This is a genomic window from Gemmatimonadota bacterium (assembly GCA_041390125.1).
Lineage (GTDB): Bacteria > Gemmatimonadota > Gemmatimonadetes > Longimicrobiales > Gaopeijiaceae > JAGQIF01.
On sequence record JAWKQN010000009.1, the window covers coordinates 199,288 to 217,296 of the forward strand.

An 18,009-nucleotide genomic window follows, 5' to 3' on the forward strand; every position below is an offset into this window, starting at 1 on the left:
GAGGAACCTTGGCGTTCGGGTTCGGGTCTTTCTCTTGCACTGCCCACGCTCCGACCGGCCCTGCCGCTCCCGACGGGCCGGTCGACCCCGCGCCACCCGCGGGTCCTCGAGCACCCATAATAGAGCGCGGCGAGCCCGCGCGTTCGAGAGGCTGGATCCATGACTCGATTCCTGGCGGCGTTCTTCCTCGCGGCCGGCGTCCTGGCCGCCTGCGACGGCGGCACTCCCCCTCCGGTGGCGACCACGGTGGTCGTGACCCCGGGCACCGCGGCCTTCGCGTCCGTGGGGCAGACGGAACAGTTCAGCGCCGAGGTGCGGGACCAGAACGGCTCCCCGATGACCGGCGTCACCGTCTCGTGGGCCTCCAGCGACATCGGGGTGGCCAACGTCACGAGTGCGGGTGTGGTGACGGCCAGCGGCAACGGCACGGCGCAGATCCGGGCCACCGCCGAGGGGATCACCGGCTCGGCGTCCATCACCGTCGACCAGGTTCCCGAATCGATCAGCAAGACCGCCGGCGACGCCCAGACCGGCGAGGCGGGCGATCCCCTGCCCATCAGCCCGACGGTCGAGGTCAAGGATGCCCTCGGGGCACCCGTGGTCGGCGCCTCCGTCACGTTCGAGGTCGTGGGCGGCGGCGGCACGGTGGCCACGCAGACGGTCCTGACCGGCGCCACGGGACGGGCGTCCACCACGTGGACGCTCGGAGGCACGGTGGGCGCGCAGACCCTGCGCGCTCGCGTGGGCACCCTGGAGGTCGAGTTCACGGCGACGGGTCAGGTGGGGATCCTGTCGGTCAGCACGACCGCGCTGGATCGCGCGCGCCAGACCCTGCCCTACACGACCTCCCTGCAGGCCAAGGGGGGCAACGGCGGCGGCTACACGTGGTCGATCGCCAGTGGCACCCTGCCTCCGGGCCTCACGCTCACGCAGGGCGGGGCGCTGGCGGGTACGCCGACCACGGCCGGCACCTTCACCCCCACGTTCCGCGTGCAGGACGGCGGGGGCGGCAGCGCCACCCGGGCGCTCACCCTGACGGTGTGCGAGCCACCCCTGCAGCTGGCGCTGGGCGCCAATACCATCCTGGACGCTTCGGCCGTGGGCACCTGCGGGGTCTACCTGCCGTCGGCGAACGGGGCGGCGTACCGCATCACGCTGCATCGGCCCTCCACGGACGTGAACGCCACCTCCACCTCGGTCAGCCTGACCATGGAGGGGGACGGCGTGAGCGCCACCGCGGCTGCGGCCTCCCCTGCCCTGGCCGCGGCGGCCGAGCCCGCCCTGCAGGCGCCCTCGACCCTCCAGCGCGGGATCGAGCGCTCGGTCGCGCGCGCCGAGGCCACCGAGCGCTTCCACGAGGCGCTCCGGGCGGACGAGGCCCGGTTGCTGGCCCGCCTGCCCCGGGAGGGACTCCTCGCGCCGCAGGGCCCCCGGCTGCGGGCTGCGTACGCGGCCTTCCAGGCGGCGCCCGATACGCTGGTGCTGAACGTGCCGGTGGACGCGACCTCCTGCGACCTCTCGACCGCCAGGTCCAACACCGCCGTGAAGCTGGGTGAGAACCAGCACGTGGCCATCTACCAGACGGTCTCGCAGCGGACCACGGCGCCCATCTCCACGGCGAGCGTCAACATGATGCTCGATTTCTACGAGAACTATGGCGATCCCGTCATCCAGCAGTACTTCGGGGGCACCTCCGACGTGAACGGCGACGGCATCCTCACCGTCCTGGCCACCCCGGACGTGGGGGCGCAGATCGCCGCGTTCGTCTGGAGCGGCGACTTCTTCGACAACTCGCCTGGAGTCTGCCCCGCGTCGAACGAGCGGGAGATGATCTATTTCAACGCCGATGTCATCAACGACATGGACGACGGCTCCAGCTATCAGGCGCTGGCCACGTTCGTGCACGAAGCCAAGCACGTCTCGTCGCTGTACAAGCGAGTGGCCACGCAGCCGTTCCACCCCTCCTTCATCGAGGAGGGCACGGCGGAGATCGCCGGTGAGATGGCCACGCGCCTGGCCTGGGCGGCCACGGGCGGGCCCGCGGTGGGGGAGAAGGTCACCCGGCAGGATTTCGTGTCGGGGAACCAGATCGACGTGACCCCCGAGAACTACGGGATCTTCCTGCGCATGGCGCGGGTCGCCTGGTATCTCTCCTCTCAGCCCAACGGCGTGAGCGCGTCCCTCACCTCGCAGCAGAACGGGATCTACGGATCGGGTTGGTTGTTCCACCGCTTCGTCGGCGATGCGTACGGCAACGCCGCGGCGTCGGCCCTGGCGGACCAGACCCTCTTCCGCACCCAGAACGACTCCGCCACCGCGAGCGGCTTCACGGGCTTCCCCACCTTCGTCGGCGGCAAGTCGTACACGGACGTGCTGCTGGAGTACGCCGTGGCGCTCACCTATGAAGGGACGCCGCAGGCTCCGGCCCGGACCTTCACGACCTATGACTTCCCGACGGCCGCCGAGCTGTTCCGGAATCCGGATCCGGCGGGGACGTTCCCGTGGCCGGTCACGAAGACCTGCAACGGATTGCCCTGCCCCACCAGCCTGGACTCCTCGAACACCGACACCGATGACGGGGTCGTGCACGCCGCCCAGTTCGGGGACCACGCCTATCCCGGCGCGCTGGGACCGGGGGGCGTGCGGATCCACGAGTTCGAGTCCAACGGGACGGGAACCGGGGCGCAGGTGGACGTCACCGCCCCCTCGGGCATCAAGGTGATCGTGGCCCGCGTGCGGTAGGAAGCCCGCCCGCCCCGGACGCGGACGAGGCCGCGGAGACCTCCGGGTCCCCGCGGCCTTCGTCCATCCCGTCAGCGGCGACGCGGTCGACGACCACCTCGTCGTGCGTGGCGTGCCGTTGCCGCGCCGTCCGATCGTTCGAGGCTGGGCCCGGTCCCGCGGTCCGGCCCGGTCAGGACACCGGCCGGGTCTTCGGCACCAACTGGGTGATCCAGATCCCGCTGTTCAGGTCCGACGAGTAGATCCGTCCCTTGTGGATCTGCGCGCCCCAGGCCATCGGCCAGTTGGCCACGGTCGTTTCGGCGTCCGTGGTGCGGAGCGCGGCGATCTCGCGGCCCTGGGCGTACAGATCCCCGCGCAGCTCGCCGGAGATGTCCACCACGCGCAACCCGGCCTGGTAGTAGCCCACGTAGAGCCGGTCGTCCTCCACCCACACATTGTGCGCGCCCGCCTCCGGGACCTCGTAGAAGGCCACCTCGACCGGGTTCTCGATGTCCGCTACGTCCACCACGTGGATGTAGCCACGCGCCTCGATGGGCCGATCGGCGTTCCATCCGTCCGGGAAGATCTCGTCTCCCAGGAAGAGGTAGCGGCCGGAGCGCCATGCGACGTGCGTGTTGCCGATCGGGTACGCGTAACGGCTCACGAACGTGGGCGTGCGCGGCGTCCCGCCGTGGGTGCCGGCGCCGACATCCAGGATGACGACGCCGTCGTCCCAGTAGGAGAGGAAGGCGTACCCGTCCTGGACGATCACGTCGTGCAGCGTCTTGCCCTGCTTGTCGAGGCCCCACCGACCGACCTCCACCAGCGCGCCCGGATCGGAGATGTCCAGGATGTGGATGTCGGACGTGCCGTTGTGCACCGCGTAGACGAGGTCGCGCTCCCCGTCGATCCAGACGTTGTGCACTCCACCCGTGACCGTCTCCTCGTAGTGGGAGATCACACGGGGGTGGGCGGGCGTGGCGAGGTCCAGCATCACGATGCCGTTGCGCCGGTTGGAGGCGCCCTCCCGGGTCACGATGCCGACGCGCCGGTTCGGGTGGATCTTCACGTCGTTGATCCGGCGCGCGTCGAGCTGCAGCGAGTCCGTCAGCACGGGCCGCGCCGCGTCGGTCACGTCCCACACCTTCATCCAGTCGTGCATGAAGGTGCCTACGTAGACGTAGTCCCGTCCGTCCAGGCCTTCGAAGACCCACATGTCCCCGGAGTGGTGGGTGGCGATCCCGCCCCGTCCCACCTGCACCAGGGTCTCCTCCGACGTGCGGGCTTCGACGTCCAGCACGGTGGTGGTGGCCGCGCCCTCCCCCACCAGGGCAGTGACCACGTAGCGGCCTGGCCGCTCGGCCACGAACACGCCTGTTCCGTCCTCGTCGTCGATCTGCGCGCCACTCCCGCCGACGCTCCACGAGGGATGGACGGCCGCCGCTCCTCCCTGGCCCCGGGCCGTCACCCGAAGGCGCACCACATCCCCCGTGCGCACGAGCTCCGTGGCGGGGGGCGCTCCTTCGACCGACAGCGTGAGCGGCCCGTCGTCCGTCACGGTGAAGTCCAGGGTGGCCGACGCGTCCCCACTCGTCACGTGCACCCGGGCCACCCCGGGACCCACCGCCCACACCCGACCCAGCGCGTCCACCCGGGCCACACCTTCCGCACTGGAGGCATAGCGCGCGGCGACCTCCTCCAGGGCGCCACCCTGCCGATCCCGCGCCGTGAGGCGGATGGGGACCGACGTACCCACGGCCAGCCGGAGCGCGGGCGCGGTGGCCGCGAGTTCGGCCGCCGGCAGCGGTGCCACCCGGACGATCACCACGGCGGGTGCGACGCCCGTCTGCCCGAGCGCGAGCGCGCGAGCCTCCGCGCGACCGGATGCGAGCGCGCGCACGCTCCCGTCGGCGGACAGCGCGATCACGTCCGTGTCGGTGGTGAACCACCGCACGCCCGCTCCGGCGCGCGCGCCACCGCCGGCATCCCGCACGGTGGCGGCCAACGTGGCGGAGTCGCCGACCGTCAGCTCGATCACGGCGGGCTCGGCCACCACGCGCGGACCCGGGTCCTGCGCGGCCTGGAGGACCGCGCCCATCAGGAACGGCAGCAGCATGGCGGGCCTACCGGGTTCGGGTCGTCACCTCGATGACGCCGTTGGAATAGTTGGTGCCGTACAGGGTCGTGGCGTCGCGTCCGTTCCGGAAGCGCATCTCGCGCACATCGGAGGAGCGCACGGAGCTCAGCACCTGCAGGCCCCCGGCGACCGGCCGGCCGTCGATGTGGACCTGGGGACCGATGGCACCGGTGCGGCTCGTCAGCCAGCCAGCGCGCAATCTCTGCACGGCCTCGAGCGCGGACATGGAGGGGATCTCCGCCAGCTCGGACTCGGTGATCAGGTTGCGCCCCCCGCGGGCAGCGCTGCTGCCCGATCCGCCCGAGGATCCCGAGGCGCACCCGCCCACCGCGGACGCGAGCAGGAGGAACAGGAAGAGGGGAATCGTGCGAACGAAGCGACTGGTCATGAGGCCTCCGGTGTGGGGTGGTGCTCAGAGTCCCTTCTGGGCCCGGAGCAACAGCTCGAGGAGCTTGATGTCGGGCATGAGTCCGAGGGCGTCCGAGCCGGGGTGGGGATAGCGGTAGCGGTCCTGGCTGGACTCCGAGGAGAAGACCACCACGTTCCCGATCAACTGTCCGTACTCGTAGCGGGGGCTGACCTCCGCCCGCCAGGTGCGCTCCTCACGGTCGACGAACCACCGGTACTGGGGATTCTGGACGGCGATGGTCAGCGTGCTGGCCACGGGCGGGCGCGCCCCTTCGACGATGGCCTGCAGGCGACACCGGGGGTCATCCACCCCCTTGAGCATCACACGCCACTGCGGGCCCTCCCGCACCGCCGACGTCACCTCCCATGTCCGTCCCCCGCGCTCGATGCGCAGCCCCTGGATACCCAATGGATCAGCCTTCCAACGCGGTGAAGTCGAGCCAGCTCCTGGCCGGGATCGGTTCAGCCCGCGTCAACGCGGGATTGTTCAGGATCGCGCGGTCGATGGCGCACCGGGAGCTTGCGATCCAGACCTCCCGCACCGTGCTGGGGTTGCGCGCATGGATGTCCGCCGCCCGGACGTTGCCCGCCAACAGCACCCCTCCGCCGTCGATGGTCAGGGTGCCCTGGACGACGACCGCTCCGTAGAAGCGGACGTCCTCTCCCACCATCAGGTCCCCTTCGACCAGCAGGATGCCCTGCCCCACCGTCCCGGCCGCGAGCTGCAGGCTGCCCGTGGAATGCACGACCGGGAAATAGCGCCCGCAGGGCCCCATCGGGTCGGTCGGGGCGCCCCAATTGGTGGCGCTGGCCTCCTGGCACAGCCCGTTGGCATCGAGCTGCGGCGTGGCGGGACCGAAGGCGCCGCCGGTGACGCGCACGTCCGCCACCGCTACGAGCTCTGCCCACGTCAGCCCCCCATAGCTGGTCAGGGCGGCCGCGGTCAGCGCGGGATCCTCCACCACGGGAGGCACCCCCGACACAACGGCCGGTCCGGCGGTCGTGACCGCCGAATCGTCCGGCAGGATCACGCCGGCCATGCCGCCCCCAGCCGCTCCGCAGACCGGGGCCCAGGACAACGGGGTGAAGTCGGCGCCCGTCACGCCCACGTCGCCCTCCAACGCGAGGCCCGACAGACTGAGCGCGGCAGAGCCGGCGGTGAACAGGGGGCTGTTCAGGCGCGTGAGGACTGCGATGCGGTGTTCGATGCCGGGATCGGCGAAGAGGCCGCCCCGACTGTCCAGCAGGTACAGGCGCTCGGAGACCCGGCGCACGTCGATGGTGGCGCTGCCCTCCCGGGCCAGGCTGGTGATCTGGTCCGTCTGGCCCGGGGGAAGCAGTCCGAAGCGCTCCCCCTGCCAGTTGGACAGCACCTCGGCGATGCCGGTCTCGGCGACGTCCAGCGCGCGCTGGGCGCGGTCGCTGGCCATGGAGATCCGCGTCTCCTGCCGCGCAGCGTAGAAGCCGCCGGTCACCACGAGCCCGAGGATCGAAAGCGCGACCAGCGCCAGCAGGAACGCCACTCCCCGCTCGTCCGGCCATCGAGCCGCTTCGGGTCCACCTGCAGGACCGCCCGCACCCGACCCGGGCGGGTCAGTTGCGCAGCGAGACGCGTGTGGTGAGGGAATCGGCGATCGGGGACCCATCGGTGTCCAGCACGGGTGACGACGTCCGTACAGTCAGCTCAATCTGCGCGACGAGAAGGGGATCCGCCACCGTGTGCCCGAGCCCGTCCAGGAACCGGAGCTCCAGGCCGGAGCCGGTCGGGTCCAACGGCCCCACCAGGGGGACCGGTGCCGTGCCCGCGGTCCAACGCGCCAGATACCACCCATCCAGGAGGGGGCGGAGCCCGTACGTGTCGACCCGGAAGGTCCGGAGGGGAGCGCCCACCGCGAGGGTGTTGGTCCCGAGCGTCGGCGACAGGGCCAGGAGCTCGACCCGCTCCCCGGCGCCCCCGCCCGGACACCCGACGGTGGTGTCCACGGGGCCTGCGACCCCGATCAGCCACCGGTCGTCGTGGGCGCTGGCCGGGTCGTTCTCGGCCCACACCATCACGGAGTCGCCCGGCGCCACCGTGCCCGCGTAGGGCTCGAAGACCACGCTGGGCGCCGCGCCCACGTCGCAGGCGATCCGGAACGCCATGGCGCTGCGCACCCGCACGCTGTCGGGGCCGAAGCCGATGAGGTCTCCCGCCGCCGCGCTGGCCTCGCGCAGCGTCGCCGTCAGCACGTCCGCGGCGGCCCGGACGGTCTGTTGCGTCGTCAGACGCGCCGCCGTGCGGGAGAAGGTGCGCTCGTTGACCAGCACGACCTGGTAGATGGCGAGCAGCAGCAACGCGCCCAGCGCGGTCGCCAGGACCAGCTCCACCAGCGTGAAGCCGGCGCGTCCGCTCCCCGGCACTCCCGCCCGGTGGCGCCCGGGCACGCCTCGCCTCACGGACGCGGGATCCGGTAGAACGCCGTATCCGCCACCGCGGGCATCAGGGTGGGAACCTCCCCCGGGGCGGGCGCGGCCAGGCCGGGCCCCACCGTGATCACCCGGATGTTCTTGACCCGCGGGAAGTCCTCCACGACCCAGCGCACGTCGAAGCGGCCCAGGAGTGCCGCCCCGTCGATCACGGAGTCGTACGGAGCCGCTCGCAGTCGCTCGATGGCGCTCTGGCGGGCTGCCGCGCGCTCGGTGCGCAGATCCGCGTCCGCGCCCTGGCGCACCAACAACGCCGACGTGCCCAGGAAGCCGAGGATCCCGACGGCCAGGATCACGACCGCCACCACCAGCTCCACCAGGGTGAAGCCGGCCTCGGAGCTCGGGGACCTCACGACCCCTGCGGCCCTGGAAGGAACTGCCCGAGCGGGAGGAGCATCCCCTCCGCCCATCGCCCGTCGCGGGTGAAGCGCACGACCACCGGGTCGGGGACCGAGCCGCACGGCGGTGTGGCCACGCCCCGCGGACCGAAGCACTGCACCAACGTGGGCTCGACCTCCACGTCCGCGGTGACGCCGAAGCGCAGGACTTCGATCACCTCCGTGCCGTCCACCACCCAGGCGCTGTCTCCATCGGCGTCCAGCTCCAGTCGTATCCGGTGGCCCCGCTCCACTGCGGTGGCCCGGGCGCGCGCCGCCAACCCGGCGAACGCGGTCCGGGAGGCCCGCACGGCGTAGGAAGCGCGGGCCCTGCCCATGGCCGCCCAGGCCACTCCGAGGAGGGTCGCCGAGAGGGCCACGACGAGCGTGATCTCGAGCAGGGTGAAGCCGCGGCGGTCCCGCATCGCCGGTATCCCCCTTTGCGCGTCAACCGACCCGGCCGGAGTCGGTCCGGCCGGGCCCGGGGTCGTCGGCCGGGTCCTCCCCGGCCCTCTTCATGTCCCCGGCGCGACTCGAACGCGCGACCTATTGCTTAGGAGGCAATCGCTCTATCCACCTGAGCTACGGGGACCGCAGGCGGTCCGGGCGACGGGGGTTCCGTCCGGGTGACGCCGGGGGGAAAGGTAGGGGTTGGCGCAGCGGCGTCCAACCGGACGACAGCCGTCGGCTCGAGCGCGTCTCAGACGGCGCCGCGCAACACGGCTTCCAGGTCCGTCACGTCCACCGGCTTGACCAGGTGGGCGTCGAACCCGGCGGCTCGGCTCCGTCGACGATCCTCGTCCTGACCCCAGCCGGTGAGGGCGACCAGCAGGAGGTCGTGCCCTTGCCGGGCCGCCCGTAGCCGGCGGGCCACCTCCAAGCCGTCCATCCCGGGCATGCCGAGGTCCAGCAGCACGACGTCCGGCCGAAAGGAATCCACCACGCGCAGCGCGTCGGTCCCGTCCGCCACACTCTGCGTGACATGACCGCGGAGCCCGAGCAGGGTTGCCAGGGTCTGACCCGCGTCGGCGTTGTCGTCGACGACCAGGATCCGTCGGTGGCCTGCGGCGGTCGCCTGACGGGTGTCCACGGTCTCCTCGCCCACGGGAGTGTGGTGCCCCGAATCGAGGGGGAGCGTGACCGTGAACGTGCTTCCCTCACCCACGCCCGGGCTGTCCACGCGGACCGCGCCCCCATGCATCTCCACGAGGGTGCGTACCAGGGAAAGACCGATCCCCAGCCCGGTCGCGCCACTCCCCTGTCCCTGTGTGAACATGTCGAAGATGCGCTCGGCCATGTCGGCTGCGATTCCCCGCCCGTCGTCGTGGACGGATACGTGCGCCCTCGCGTCGTCCATCCCGACGTGCAGAGTCACGCGTCCCCCCTGTGGCGTGTACTTGGCCGCGTTGTCGAGCAGGTTGGTCACGACCTGCACCAGCCGCACGTCGTCTCCCCACACCCATACCGGCGTCTCCGGCATCCGTAGCGTCAGCGTGTGGCCTCCACGTTCCACGGCGGACCGGGCGTTCTCGACGGCGTGGGTCACGACCGCGCGCAGATCGACCCGGGTGCGGCGCAGGACGACCGTGCCGCGGCTGAGGCGCGAGAGATCGAGAAGGTCGTCGATCAGGCGCACCATGTGCCCGACCTGGCGTCCGATGACGTCCCGCGCGCGTTGGAGGCTCGGATCCTCCGGCCCCAGGGTGTTGAGGATCTCCACGGCGCTGCGGATCGGGGCGAGCGGATTCCGCAGCTCGTGCGCCAGCGTGGCCAGGAACTCGTCCTTCCGACGGTCCCCCTCGCGCAGCGCTTCCTCCGCCACCTTGCGCTCGTGCACGTCGATCACGGAGCCACTGAAGCCCTCGAACGCACCATCGGCTCCGAAGCGCGGAGCGCCTGCGTCGATGGCCCAACGGTAGGCACCGTCCGCACGACGGATCCGGTAGTCCAGCTGGAAGGCCTCGCGCCGCGCGTTGCTCTCCAGGAAGATCCGCTCCGATCGCCGCCGGTCGTCCGGGTGGACGGCCTCGAGCCATCCGAATCCCAGGCTCTCCTCCTCCCTCTGGCCGGTGAAGGTGTGCCATCCCCGCGAGAGGAAGACGCAGGCACCCGTTGGATCGGTCATCCACAGCATGGCGGGTGCGGTGTGGGCCATGACCCGGAACCGCTGCTCACTCTCGGCAATGGCACGCTGCGCTTCCCGACGCACGCTCGCCAGCTCGAGCTGCGCACCTACACGCACCACCAGCTCACGCGCGCTGAACGGCTTGGTCAGGTAGTCGTCGGCTCCCGCTTCCGCGGCACCGAGCCGTGCCTCCTCGCCCGCTCGAGCGGAGAGGAGGATCACCGGCACGTCACCGAGGTCGGGGTCGGCGCGCAGCGCGGCGAGGAGCTCGAAGCCGTTCAACCCGGGCATCATGACGTCCGCCAGCACGAGGTCGGGCCGCCTTTGCCGCGCCGCGCTCAACGCCGCCTCGCCGTCCGCGGCCGCCTCGACGTCGAAGCGGGGCGAGAGCAGCTCGGTCACATAGGCGCGCAGGTCGGCGTTGTCGTCCGCCCAGAGCACGCGCGGGCGGGCGGTCGGGCCGCTGCCGCGCACGCCCCGGTGCACCTCGCTGTCCTGCTCGCCGTCGGACGACGGAGCGGGTGGGAGCCAGCGCAGCGCCTCCTCCACGTACCCGCGAGCATCGTCGACGCGCGGCGGCGCGTCCGTGGTCACCAGCCGGTCCGGGGGGAGGTGATCCGCTCCAAGGGGGATCGAGACCGTGAACGTACTCCCCTGCCCTTCGCGGCTGCGGACCTGCACCTGGCCACCGTGCACCCGCGCCAGCGCATCCACCAGGGCCAGCCCGATGCCGGTGCCTTCGTGGGATCGCCTTCGGGCACCCTCGATCCGATGGAAGCGTTCGAAGACGCGTGGCAACTCGGCGTCGGAGATTCCCACGCCGGTGTCCTCCACCTCCAGCTGCACCTCGGAAGCGGTTTCCTTCAGGCGGACCGTGATCCCGCCTTCGAACGTGAACTTGAAGGCGTTCGAGACGAGGTTGAGGACGATCTTCTCCCAGAGGTCGCGGTCGACATGGACGGGCGCCGTCACGGGGGGACAGTCCACGTGGAGGAAGAGGCCGCCCGCCTCCACGGTCGAGCGGAACACACTCGCGAGATCGCGCGTGAGGGCGGCGATGTCGGTGCGTTCGAAGCGCGCGTCCGCGCGGCCGGCCTCGACGCGTGAGAACGACAGCATGGTGTTGACGAGCTTGAGCAGCCTCACGCTGTTCCGATGCACACGCTCCACCTGGGACCGGATCTCCGGCGCCAACGGCCCTTCGCGATCGTCCAACAGGTCCTCGAGCGGCCCCAGCATCAGTGTGAGCGGAGTCCGGAACTCGTGACTGACGTTGCTGAAGAACGTGGTCTTGGCCCGATCCAGCTCGGCAAGGGCCTGGGCCCGGCGCTGCTCCTGCTGGAACGCCCGCGCCTGGGTGATCGCCGTCTCCACATGGGTCGCCAGCAGGGTGGCGAAGCCCCCGTAGTCGTCGTCGAAGACCAGTCGGGGACTCAGGCCGATGACGAGAAACCCATCGGGCCGGCTCTCGCCGGTCGGCAGGAGGGGCAGCACGATCGCGCGCTCCGGCGGCTCGGGCCACACACCGCGGGGCAGGTGCCCGAAGCGACGCTCGAGGTCCGCCACCGGCGTGGGCCCGCCCTCGGGGTCCGTACGCAACGGCCAGGCCGCCGATGCGTCGTCGACGGCGACCTGCCGCAGCCGCGCGGTCTGCTCCGGCTCGATCCCCGCGACCGCCGCCAGGTGCGCGGAGTCCTGATCCGCCTCCAACAGATAGATGAGGGCGAACGCGATGTCGCGCGGTTCGTCTGCAAGCACGCTTCCTGCGGCCTCGCACGCATCGAGCACCGTCGTCGCCCGGGCGGACCGCTCCGAAAGCTCGCGCAGCACGCGAAGGCGACGCTGGCCCAGCACTCGACGCGTGTCTTCGGTGCAGGTGCAGAACACGCCACCGATCCCACCGCCGTCGTCGGGCGCGGGGCTGTACGAGAAGGTGAAGTAGGTCTCCTCCGGGAAGCCGTTGCGGTCCATGACCAGCAACAACTCCTCGTTCCAGGAGGCCTCACCGTGGCGTAGGACGCGATGGGCCTGGGGACCCACGACCGGCCACACGTCCGGCCAGATCTGCGGCGCGCTTGCTCCCAACGCCTCCGGGTGCCGCGCACCCAGGATGGGCACGTAGGCGTCGTTGTAGAGGTTGACCAGGTGGTCTCCCCACCACAAGAACATCGGATAGCGGGAGGCCAGCAGAAGGCGGACCGCGGTGACGAGGCTCGCCGGCCAGCTCGAGAGAGGGCCGAGCGGCGTCTGGGTCCAATCGAAGCGTTCGATCCGGGCGGCCATGTCGCCCCCATGGGCGAACCAGGAACGCGCCGCTCCGACGCCGTGGTCATCCATCCTGCCCCCTCCAGCGTTTCCGGACCGTCGAACACTCACAGCGATCCGCCCGGGGGACAATGGCGGTCACTTCCCCTCGCGTCCTACAACACCAGCTCGATCACCACGAAGCCGAGGATCAACAGCACCCCGAACGCCCAGGTCAGCGTATTGAAATGCCGATCGATGAACTCCTTCACCGGCGGGCCGAAGCGGTAGATCAGGCCCGCGACCAGGAAGAAGCGCAGGCCGCGCGAGAGGATGCTCGCGACCACGAAGATGCCCAGGTTCACGCCGAAGACGCCCGCGGAGATCGTGAACACCTTGTAGGGCAAGGGCGTGAGGCCGGCCAGGAAGATGGCCCAGAAATCGTAGCGATCGTAGAGTGATCGGACGCGCTCGAAGGCCTCGGGGGTGACCCCCGGCACGTACCGGAAGAAGGGCTCGGCCAGGGCGCCCCAGAGGCCGGCGCCGATCAGGTAGCCGATCAGACCGCCCACGACGGATGCGGCCGTGCAGATGGCCGCGAAACGGAGCGCCTTCTTGCTCGCCCCGAGCGCCAGCGCGACCAGGAGTGGATCGGGGGGGATCGGAAAGAAGGAAGACTCGGCGGCCGACAGGCCGGCCAGCGCGACCGGACCGTGGGGCGTCTCCGCCCAGTGCAGCATCCAGTCGTACAGGCGGCGGACCGGACCCTTGCGGGCGGGGGTGACTTCGGGCGCCGAACGCGTCACGTGTCGAGCTCCTTGCTCCATCCGAACTTGCCCACCAGGGGGACGAACCGGCAGGGGATCTCGGCGTCCTCCTGCAAGATCCGGCCCCCCTGCCGCCGGACCAGGACCAGGCGCTGTTCCTCGCGGTCCCCGACCGGGATCAACATGCGTCCCCCTTCCGCCAACTGGTCGCTCAGGGCCTCGGGGACGGCCGGCGCGCCGGCCGAGACGACGATGACGTCGAAGGGCGCGTACTTGCGCCAGCCGATGGTGCCGTCGCCTACGAGCAACGCCACGTTGCGGATCTCCAACTGATCGAGCGCCGCCCGCGCCCGCTGGGACAGGGCCCGCTCGCGCTCGACCGAATAGACGCGCTCCGCCATCCGGGAGAGCAGCGCCGTCAGGTAGCCACTGCCCGTGCCGATCTCCAGCACCTTGTCGGTCGGTCGGGGATCCAGCACGCGCAGTGTGAGTGCCTGCAGGGACGGTTGCGACGCGGTCTGCCCGAATCCGATGGGCACCGGCGCGTCCTCGTAGGCGCGGTTCACCACCCCCTCCGGCAGGAACAGGTGCCGGGGGATGCGGTCGAACAGCTCCAGCAGCGCCAGATCGTCGATCCCGGCCGCGCGGATCCGCTCGATCAGCCGCCGGCGCTGCCCGACGAAACGGAACCCGTCTACCGGCTCAGCTCCCACGAGCGGAGCTCCTCCATGAGCGCATAGTTGGTCAGGTCCAGGTGGATCGGCGTGACGGAGATCCAGCCCTCCTGCACCGCGCGGAAGTCGGAGTCGTCACCGCCCTCCCAGCTCGCCACGCCGCCGCCGATCCAGAAGTACTCGCGTCCGCGCGGATCCTGGGCGCGGGTGATGGAGTCCTGGTAGCGGCGCCGTCCCAGGCTCGTGATCCGCACCCCGTTCAGCCGCGCGGGGTCGATGGCGGGCAGGTTCACGTTGAGCAGGGTGTGATCCGGAAAGCGCTCGTTGCGCGCCAGGCTCTGGAAGAGGCGCGCGAGCGTCTCCGTCCACAGCTCGATCTCCTCGAAGTGCTCGCCCGTGTAGGACACGGCCACCGAGCGGATCCCCAGCACGGTCGCCTCCATCGCGGCGGCCACGGTGCCGGAGTACAGCACGTCCTCGCCCATGTTGGGGCCATGGTTCACGCCGGAGAGACAGAAGTCCGGCGTGCCATCCACGAGCTCGTTCAGGGCGAGCAGGACGCAGTCCGTGGGCGTGCCGTCGACGATGTGCGTGCCGTCCGTGGCGCGGCGTACGCGCAATGGGTGATGCAGCGTGAGCGAATGGGACGTGGCGCTCTGCTCCCGGTCGGGAGCGACCACGGTCACCGCTCCGATGCTCCGGGCCGCCTCGGCGAGAACGTGCAGCCCTTCGGCCAGGTATCCGTCGTCGTTCGTGCAGAGGATGTTCATCCGTTCGAGCTTCCACCCGAGGCGGCCGGAGTCAGGATCTCCAGCAGGCCGTCCAGCTCGGTACGGATCTCCTCCATGAGGCTCGGCGTGACCACCTGCTTGCGTTCCTCCGCCATCTCGGCGCTGCGTCTCGTCTGCTTCAGGTGCCGGCGCGCGCCGTTGATCGTGTACTTCTGATCGTAGAGCAGATGCTTGATGAGCAGCACCAGCTCGATGTCGGCGGGTTTGAACACGCGGTTGCCGGCGCGGTTCTTGGTCGGGCGCAACGGCTCGAACTGGGTCTCCCAGTAGCGCAGCACGTGGGGCTTCAGCCCCGTCAGCTCGCAGACATCGCCGATCGAGTAGTAGGCCTTCTTGGCGATGGGTTCGTCGAGCTGGCTCACGACCACTCCTCGGGTTTCGGGTCTCGGCTCATCAGACGGCGGATGGCCTCCTGGGGCGGACGGCCCTCCGTCAGGATCGCGTGCACCTCGCTGGCGATCGGCATGTCGACGCCTTCGCGGCCCGCGAGCGCCACGACGGCCTGTACGGTGGCCACCCCTTCGGCCACCGACGTCATCTCGCCCAGAATGGCGTCGAGCGCTTCGCCCCGACCCAGACGGTAGCCTACGGTGCGGTTCCGGCTCAACTCCCCCGTGCAGGTCAGCACGAGGTCTCCCATCCCGGCCAGCCCGGCGAAGGTACCCGGTTGCGCGCCGAGCCGCAGGCCCAGCCGTGCGATCTCGGCCAGACCCCGCGTCATCACCGCCGCGCGCGTGTTGTGCCCGAAGCCCAGGCCGGCGACCACGCCGCTGGCGAGCGCGATCACGTTCTTGAGCGCGCCCGCCAGCTCCACGCCGACGACGTCGCCCGACGTGTAGACGCGGAAGGTCTCCGTCTGGAAGACGGACTGCGCGTCGAGCGCCGCTTGCGTGTCGGCGCTGGCCACGACGACCGCGGTGGGCTCGCCGGCGGCGACCTCCGCGGCGAAGCTCGGACCCGACAACACGGTGAAGCGCCGCATCCGCTCCGGACCGACGAGGGACGCGAACACGCCGTCCATGCGCTCCAGGCTGCGGATCTCGATGCCCTTGGAGGCGCTGACGATGTGGACGTCCGGGCGCAGCACAGGCGCACACGCCTGCACCACGGCCCGCACGTGCTGAGCCGGCGTGACCGACACCACGAGGTCCGCATCCCGCACCACGGACTCCAGGTCCGTGCTCGCCTCGACTCCCTCCGGCAGGGTGCGCCCCGGGAGGAAGACCGGGTTGGTCCGGGTGGCGCGAATGGCTTCGACCACCTGGGGCTCACGCGCCCACAGATGGACCTGCCGACCCTTGCCGGCGAGCAGCCCGGCCAGGGCGGTGCCCCAGCTGCCCCCGCCCAGGACCGCGATGCGGTCGGGAGCGCTCACGAGGCCGCCCGGGCGGCGGGCCGCTTCTGTCCGATCCGGGGCTCCTCCCCCCGGAACAGGCGCGTCAGGTTGGAGCGGTGCTTCCAGATCACGAACGCGGACAGCCCGACCGTGAAGGCCACCAGACCGGTGCCGGCCGTGGGGACGGTCACGGCCACCAGGACGGGCAACGCCAGGGCGGCCGCGATGGAGCCCACGGAGACGATCCGGGTGAGCGCCACCATCCCCAGCCAGACCACGAAGCCTCCCAGCGCGGCCAGCGGGGCCAACGCGATGAACACCCCGCCGCTCGTGGCTACTCCCTTCCCTCCGCGGAAGCGGACCCAGAAGGAGAAGACGTGCCCGACGATGGCGGCGGCCCCGTAGGCCAGCGTCCAACCCCACGCCGCCCCGCCGTCCAGACGCGGGAAGTACCACACGGGGAACCAGCCCTTGAGCACGTCGACGACCATCACCACCAGGGCGGCCTGCCAGCCCAGGACACGGAACGCGTTGGTGGCGCCCAGATTCCCGCTGCCCTCGTTGCGCAGGTCGACGCCGCGCGCCTTTCCCACCCAGAAGGACGTGGGGGTGGCCCCGAGCCCGTACGCCGCCAGGCAGAGGAGCCAGGGAATCACTCGCTGCTCCCGCGCATCCGGATGCGGATCGGCACGCCCGTGAAGGGCCAGCGGTTGCGGATCGCGTGGTGCATGTAGCGAATGTAGTGCTCGGGAACGGCGTCGGGATAGTTGGCGAAGACGACGAAGGTGGGTGGCTCGATCGCCATCTGGGTCATGTATTTGAGCTTGACCGGCCGCCCCCGGTGATGGGGGGGTGGCTGACGGCGCACCGCCAGCTCCAGCACCTCGTTGGCCTCGGGTGTGGAGACGCGGTGGCGGCGCTGCTCCCAGACCTCGACCACCAGGTCCAGCAGCTTGTGTACACGCTGTCCGGTCAGCGCGGAGACGAACAAGACCGGCACCGGTTCGAGCGAAGGCGCGCGCCGCTTGAACTCACGTTCGAACGTGGCGGCGGTCTGCGTCTCCTTCTCCACCAGATCCCACTTGTTGATCAGGATCACCAGACCGCACCCGGCGTTCCAGGCCGCCTCGCCGATCTTCAGGTCCTGGACCCCCATCCCCTCGGTGGCGTCGACGACCAGCACGCAGACGTCGGCTTCGCGGATGACGCGGTCCGTGCGCAGCGCGGAGTAGAACTCGACCGAGTCCTTGATGCGGGCATGACGCCGCAGCCCGGCGGTGTCGACGAAGGTCAGCGTATGCCCGTGATAGCGCAGCGAGGAGTCCACCGGGTCGCGCGTGGTTCCCGGCACGTCGCTGACGACGACCCGGTCCTCGCCGAAGAGCCGGTTGACCAGGCTGGACTTGCCCACGTTGGGCTTCCCGATGACGGCGATGCGCACCGCGGCCTCCGCGGCGGGGTCGTCATCGCGTCCGGCGAACAGCGCCACGATGCGGTCCAGCAGATCTCCCGATCCCTTCCCCGAGTTGGAGCTGACCGGAACGGGCTCGCCCAGGCCGAGCGACCAGAACTCGTGGTGCGAGGTCACCGCCGGAAGCTCGTCCGCCTTGTTGGCCACCAGCACCACGGGACGCCCGGCCGTGCGCAGCACCTCGGCCAGGCGCTCGTCCAGGGGGTGGATCCCCACCTTGGTGTCCACCATGAACACGATGACGTCGGCTTCGTCCACCGCGTGCAGGGCCTGCGCGCGGATCTGCCGGTCCATCGGCTCGTCCGAACCCTCGACGATGCCTCCCGTGTCGACGATCTGGAACCGGTGCCCGGCCCATTCCGCACGCGCGAAGTTGCGGTCGCGGGTGACGCCGGGACGATCGTCGACGATCGCGACCCGAGCGCCCAGCACCCGGTTGAAGAACGTGGACTTGCCCACGTTGGGCCGCCCGACGACGGCGACCACGGG

Annotated in this window: 16 protein-coding genes and 1 tRNA gene; 1 reads left to right on the forward strand and 16 read right to left on the reverse strand. The window is 70.8% G+C overall.

Translation table 11 applies throughout. From position 1 onward, the window contains the following. Positions 1–159 precede the first annotated feature (159 nt). Positions 160–2,742, forward strand: a complete 2,583-nt coding sequence (locus R3E98_11425) for a putative Ig domain-containing protein (protein ID MEZ4424017.1) — start codon at positions 160–162, stop codon at positions 2,740–2,742. 172 nt (positions 2,743–2,914) lie between these two features. Here the strand turns inward: R3E98_11425 and R3E98_11430 are convergent, their stop codons facing one another. From R3E98_11430 to der, 16 genes are all read right to left on the reverse strand, one after another. Then, a complete protein-coding gene (locus tag R3E98_11430) occupies positions 2,915–4,840 on the reverse strand; it encodes a hypothetical protein (GenBank protein ID MEZ4424018.1) in 1,926 nt (641 codons plus the stop codon). 7 nt (positions 4,841–4,847) lie between these two features. Further along, positions 4,848–5,249 (reverse strand): hypothetical protein, encoded by a 402-nt coding sequence (locus R3E98_11435; protein ID MEZ4424019.1) that lies wholly within the window; start codon positions 5,247–5,249, stop codon positions 4,848–4,850. 24 nt (positions 5,250–5,273) lie between these two features. Beyond that, positions 5,274–5,630, reverse strand: a complete 357-nt coding sequence (locus R3E98_11440) for a hypothetical protein (GenBank protein ID MEZ4424020.1) — start codon at positions 5,628–5,630, stop codon at positions 5,274–5,276. 52 nt (positions 5,631–5,682) lie between these two features. Further along, positions 5,683–6,792 carry a hypothetical protein gene (locus tag R3E98_11445; protein MEZ4424021.1) on the reverse strand — a complete coding sequence of 370 codons (1,110 nt, stop codon included), beginning with the start codon at positions 6,790–6,792 and terminating at the stop codon, positions 5,683–5,685. Positions 6,793–6,862: 70 nt separating this feature from the next. Then, a complete protein-coding gene (locus R3E98_11450; GenBank protein ID MEZ4424022.1) occupies positions 6,863–7,705 on the reverse strand; it encodes a prepilin-type N-terminal cleavage/methylation domain-containing protein in 843 nt (280 codons plus the stop codon). Next, positions 7,702–8,088: a prepilin-type N-terminal cleavage/methylation domain-containing protein gene (locus tag R3E98_11455; protein MEZ4424023.1), complete on the reverse strand. Its 387-nt coding sequence runs from the start codon at positions 8,086–8,088 to the stop codon at positions 7,702–7,704. Before R3E98_11455 ends, R3E98_11450 begins: the two co-directional genes overlap by 4 nt. Next, the gene (locus R3E98_11460) at positions 8,085–8,537 is read right to left on the reverse strand and encodes a type II secretion system protein (GenBank protein MEZ4424024.1); all 453 of its coding nucleotides are present in this window, start codon (positions 8,535–8,537) and stop codon (positions 8,085–8,087) included. Before R3E98_11460 ends, R3E98_11455 begins: the two co-directional genes overlap by 4 nt. Before the next feature lie 93 nt (positions 8,538–8,630). Further along, positions 8,631–8,704, reverse strand: a tRNA-Arg gene (locus R3E98_11465). A gap of 108 nt (positions 8,705–8,812) precedes the next feature. After that, the gene (locus R3E98_11470) at positions 8,813–12,574 is read right to left on the reverse strand and encodes an ATP-binding protein (protein MEZ4424025.1); all 3,762 of its coding nucleotides are present in this window, start codon (positions 12,572–12,574) and stop codon (positions 8,813–8,815) included. 83 nt (positions 12,575–12,657) lie between these two features. After that, positions 12,658–13,287: a YqaA family protein gene (locus R3E98_11475; protein MEZ4424026.1), complete on the reverse strand. Its 630-nt coding sequence runs from the start codon at positions 13,285–13,287 to the stop codon at positions 12,658–12,660. Further along, complete coding sequence (locus R3E98_11480) at positions 13,284–13,961, reverse strand: protein-L-isoaspartate(D-aspartate) O-methyltransferase (protein ID MEZ4424027.1); 678 nt, start codon at positions 13,959–13,961, stop codon at positions 13,284–13,286. Before R3E98_11480 ends, R3E98_11475 begins: the two co-directional genes overlap by 4 nt. Then, positions 13,943–14,692 carry a 5'/3'-nucleotidase SurE gene (gene surE / locus R3E98_11485; protein MEZ4424028.1) on the reverse strand — a complete coding sequence of 250 codons (750 nt, stop codon included), beginning with the start codon at positions 14,690–14,692 and terminating at the stop codon, positions 13,943–13,945. Before surE ends, R3E98_11480 begins: the two co-directional genes overlap by 19 nt. Then, entirely contained in the window at positions 14,689–15,075 is a 387-nt protein-coding gene (locus R3E98_11490; protein ID MEZ4424029.1) for a MerR family transcriptional regulator, read from the reverse strand. Before R3E98_11490 ends, surE begins: the two co-directional genes overlap by 4 nt. Continuing rightward, positions 15,072–16,088 (reverse strand): NAD(P)H-dependent glycerol-3-phosphate dehydrogenase, encoded by a 1,017-nt coding sequence (locus tag R3E98_11495; protein ID MEZ4424030.1) that lies wholly within the window; start codon positions 16,086–16,088, stop codon positions 15,072–15,074. Before R3E98_11495 ends, R3E98_11490 begins: the two co-directional genes overlap by 4 nt. After that, positions 16,085–16,705 (reverse strand): glycerol-3-phosphate 1-O-acyltransferase PlsY, encoded by a 621-nt coding sequence (plsY, locus tag R3E98_11500; GenBank protein ID MEZ4424031.1) that lies wholly within the window; start codon positions 16,703–16,705, stop codon positions 16,085–16,087. Before plsY ends, R3E98_11495 begins: the two co-directional genes overlap by 4 nt. Next, positions 16,702–18,006 (reverse strand): ribosome biogenesis GTPase Der, encoded by a 1,305-nt coding sequence (gene der / locus R3E98_11505; protein ID MEZ4424032.1) that lies wholly within the window; start codon positions 18,004–18,006, stop codon positions 16,702–16,704. The genes plsY and der overlap by 4 nt, the downstream gene beginning before the upstream one ends. Between the last annotated feature and the right edge of the window lie 3 nt (positions 18,007–18,009).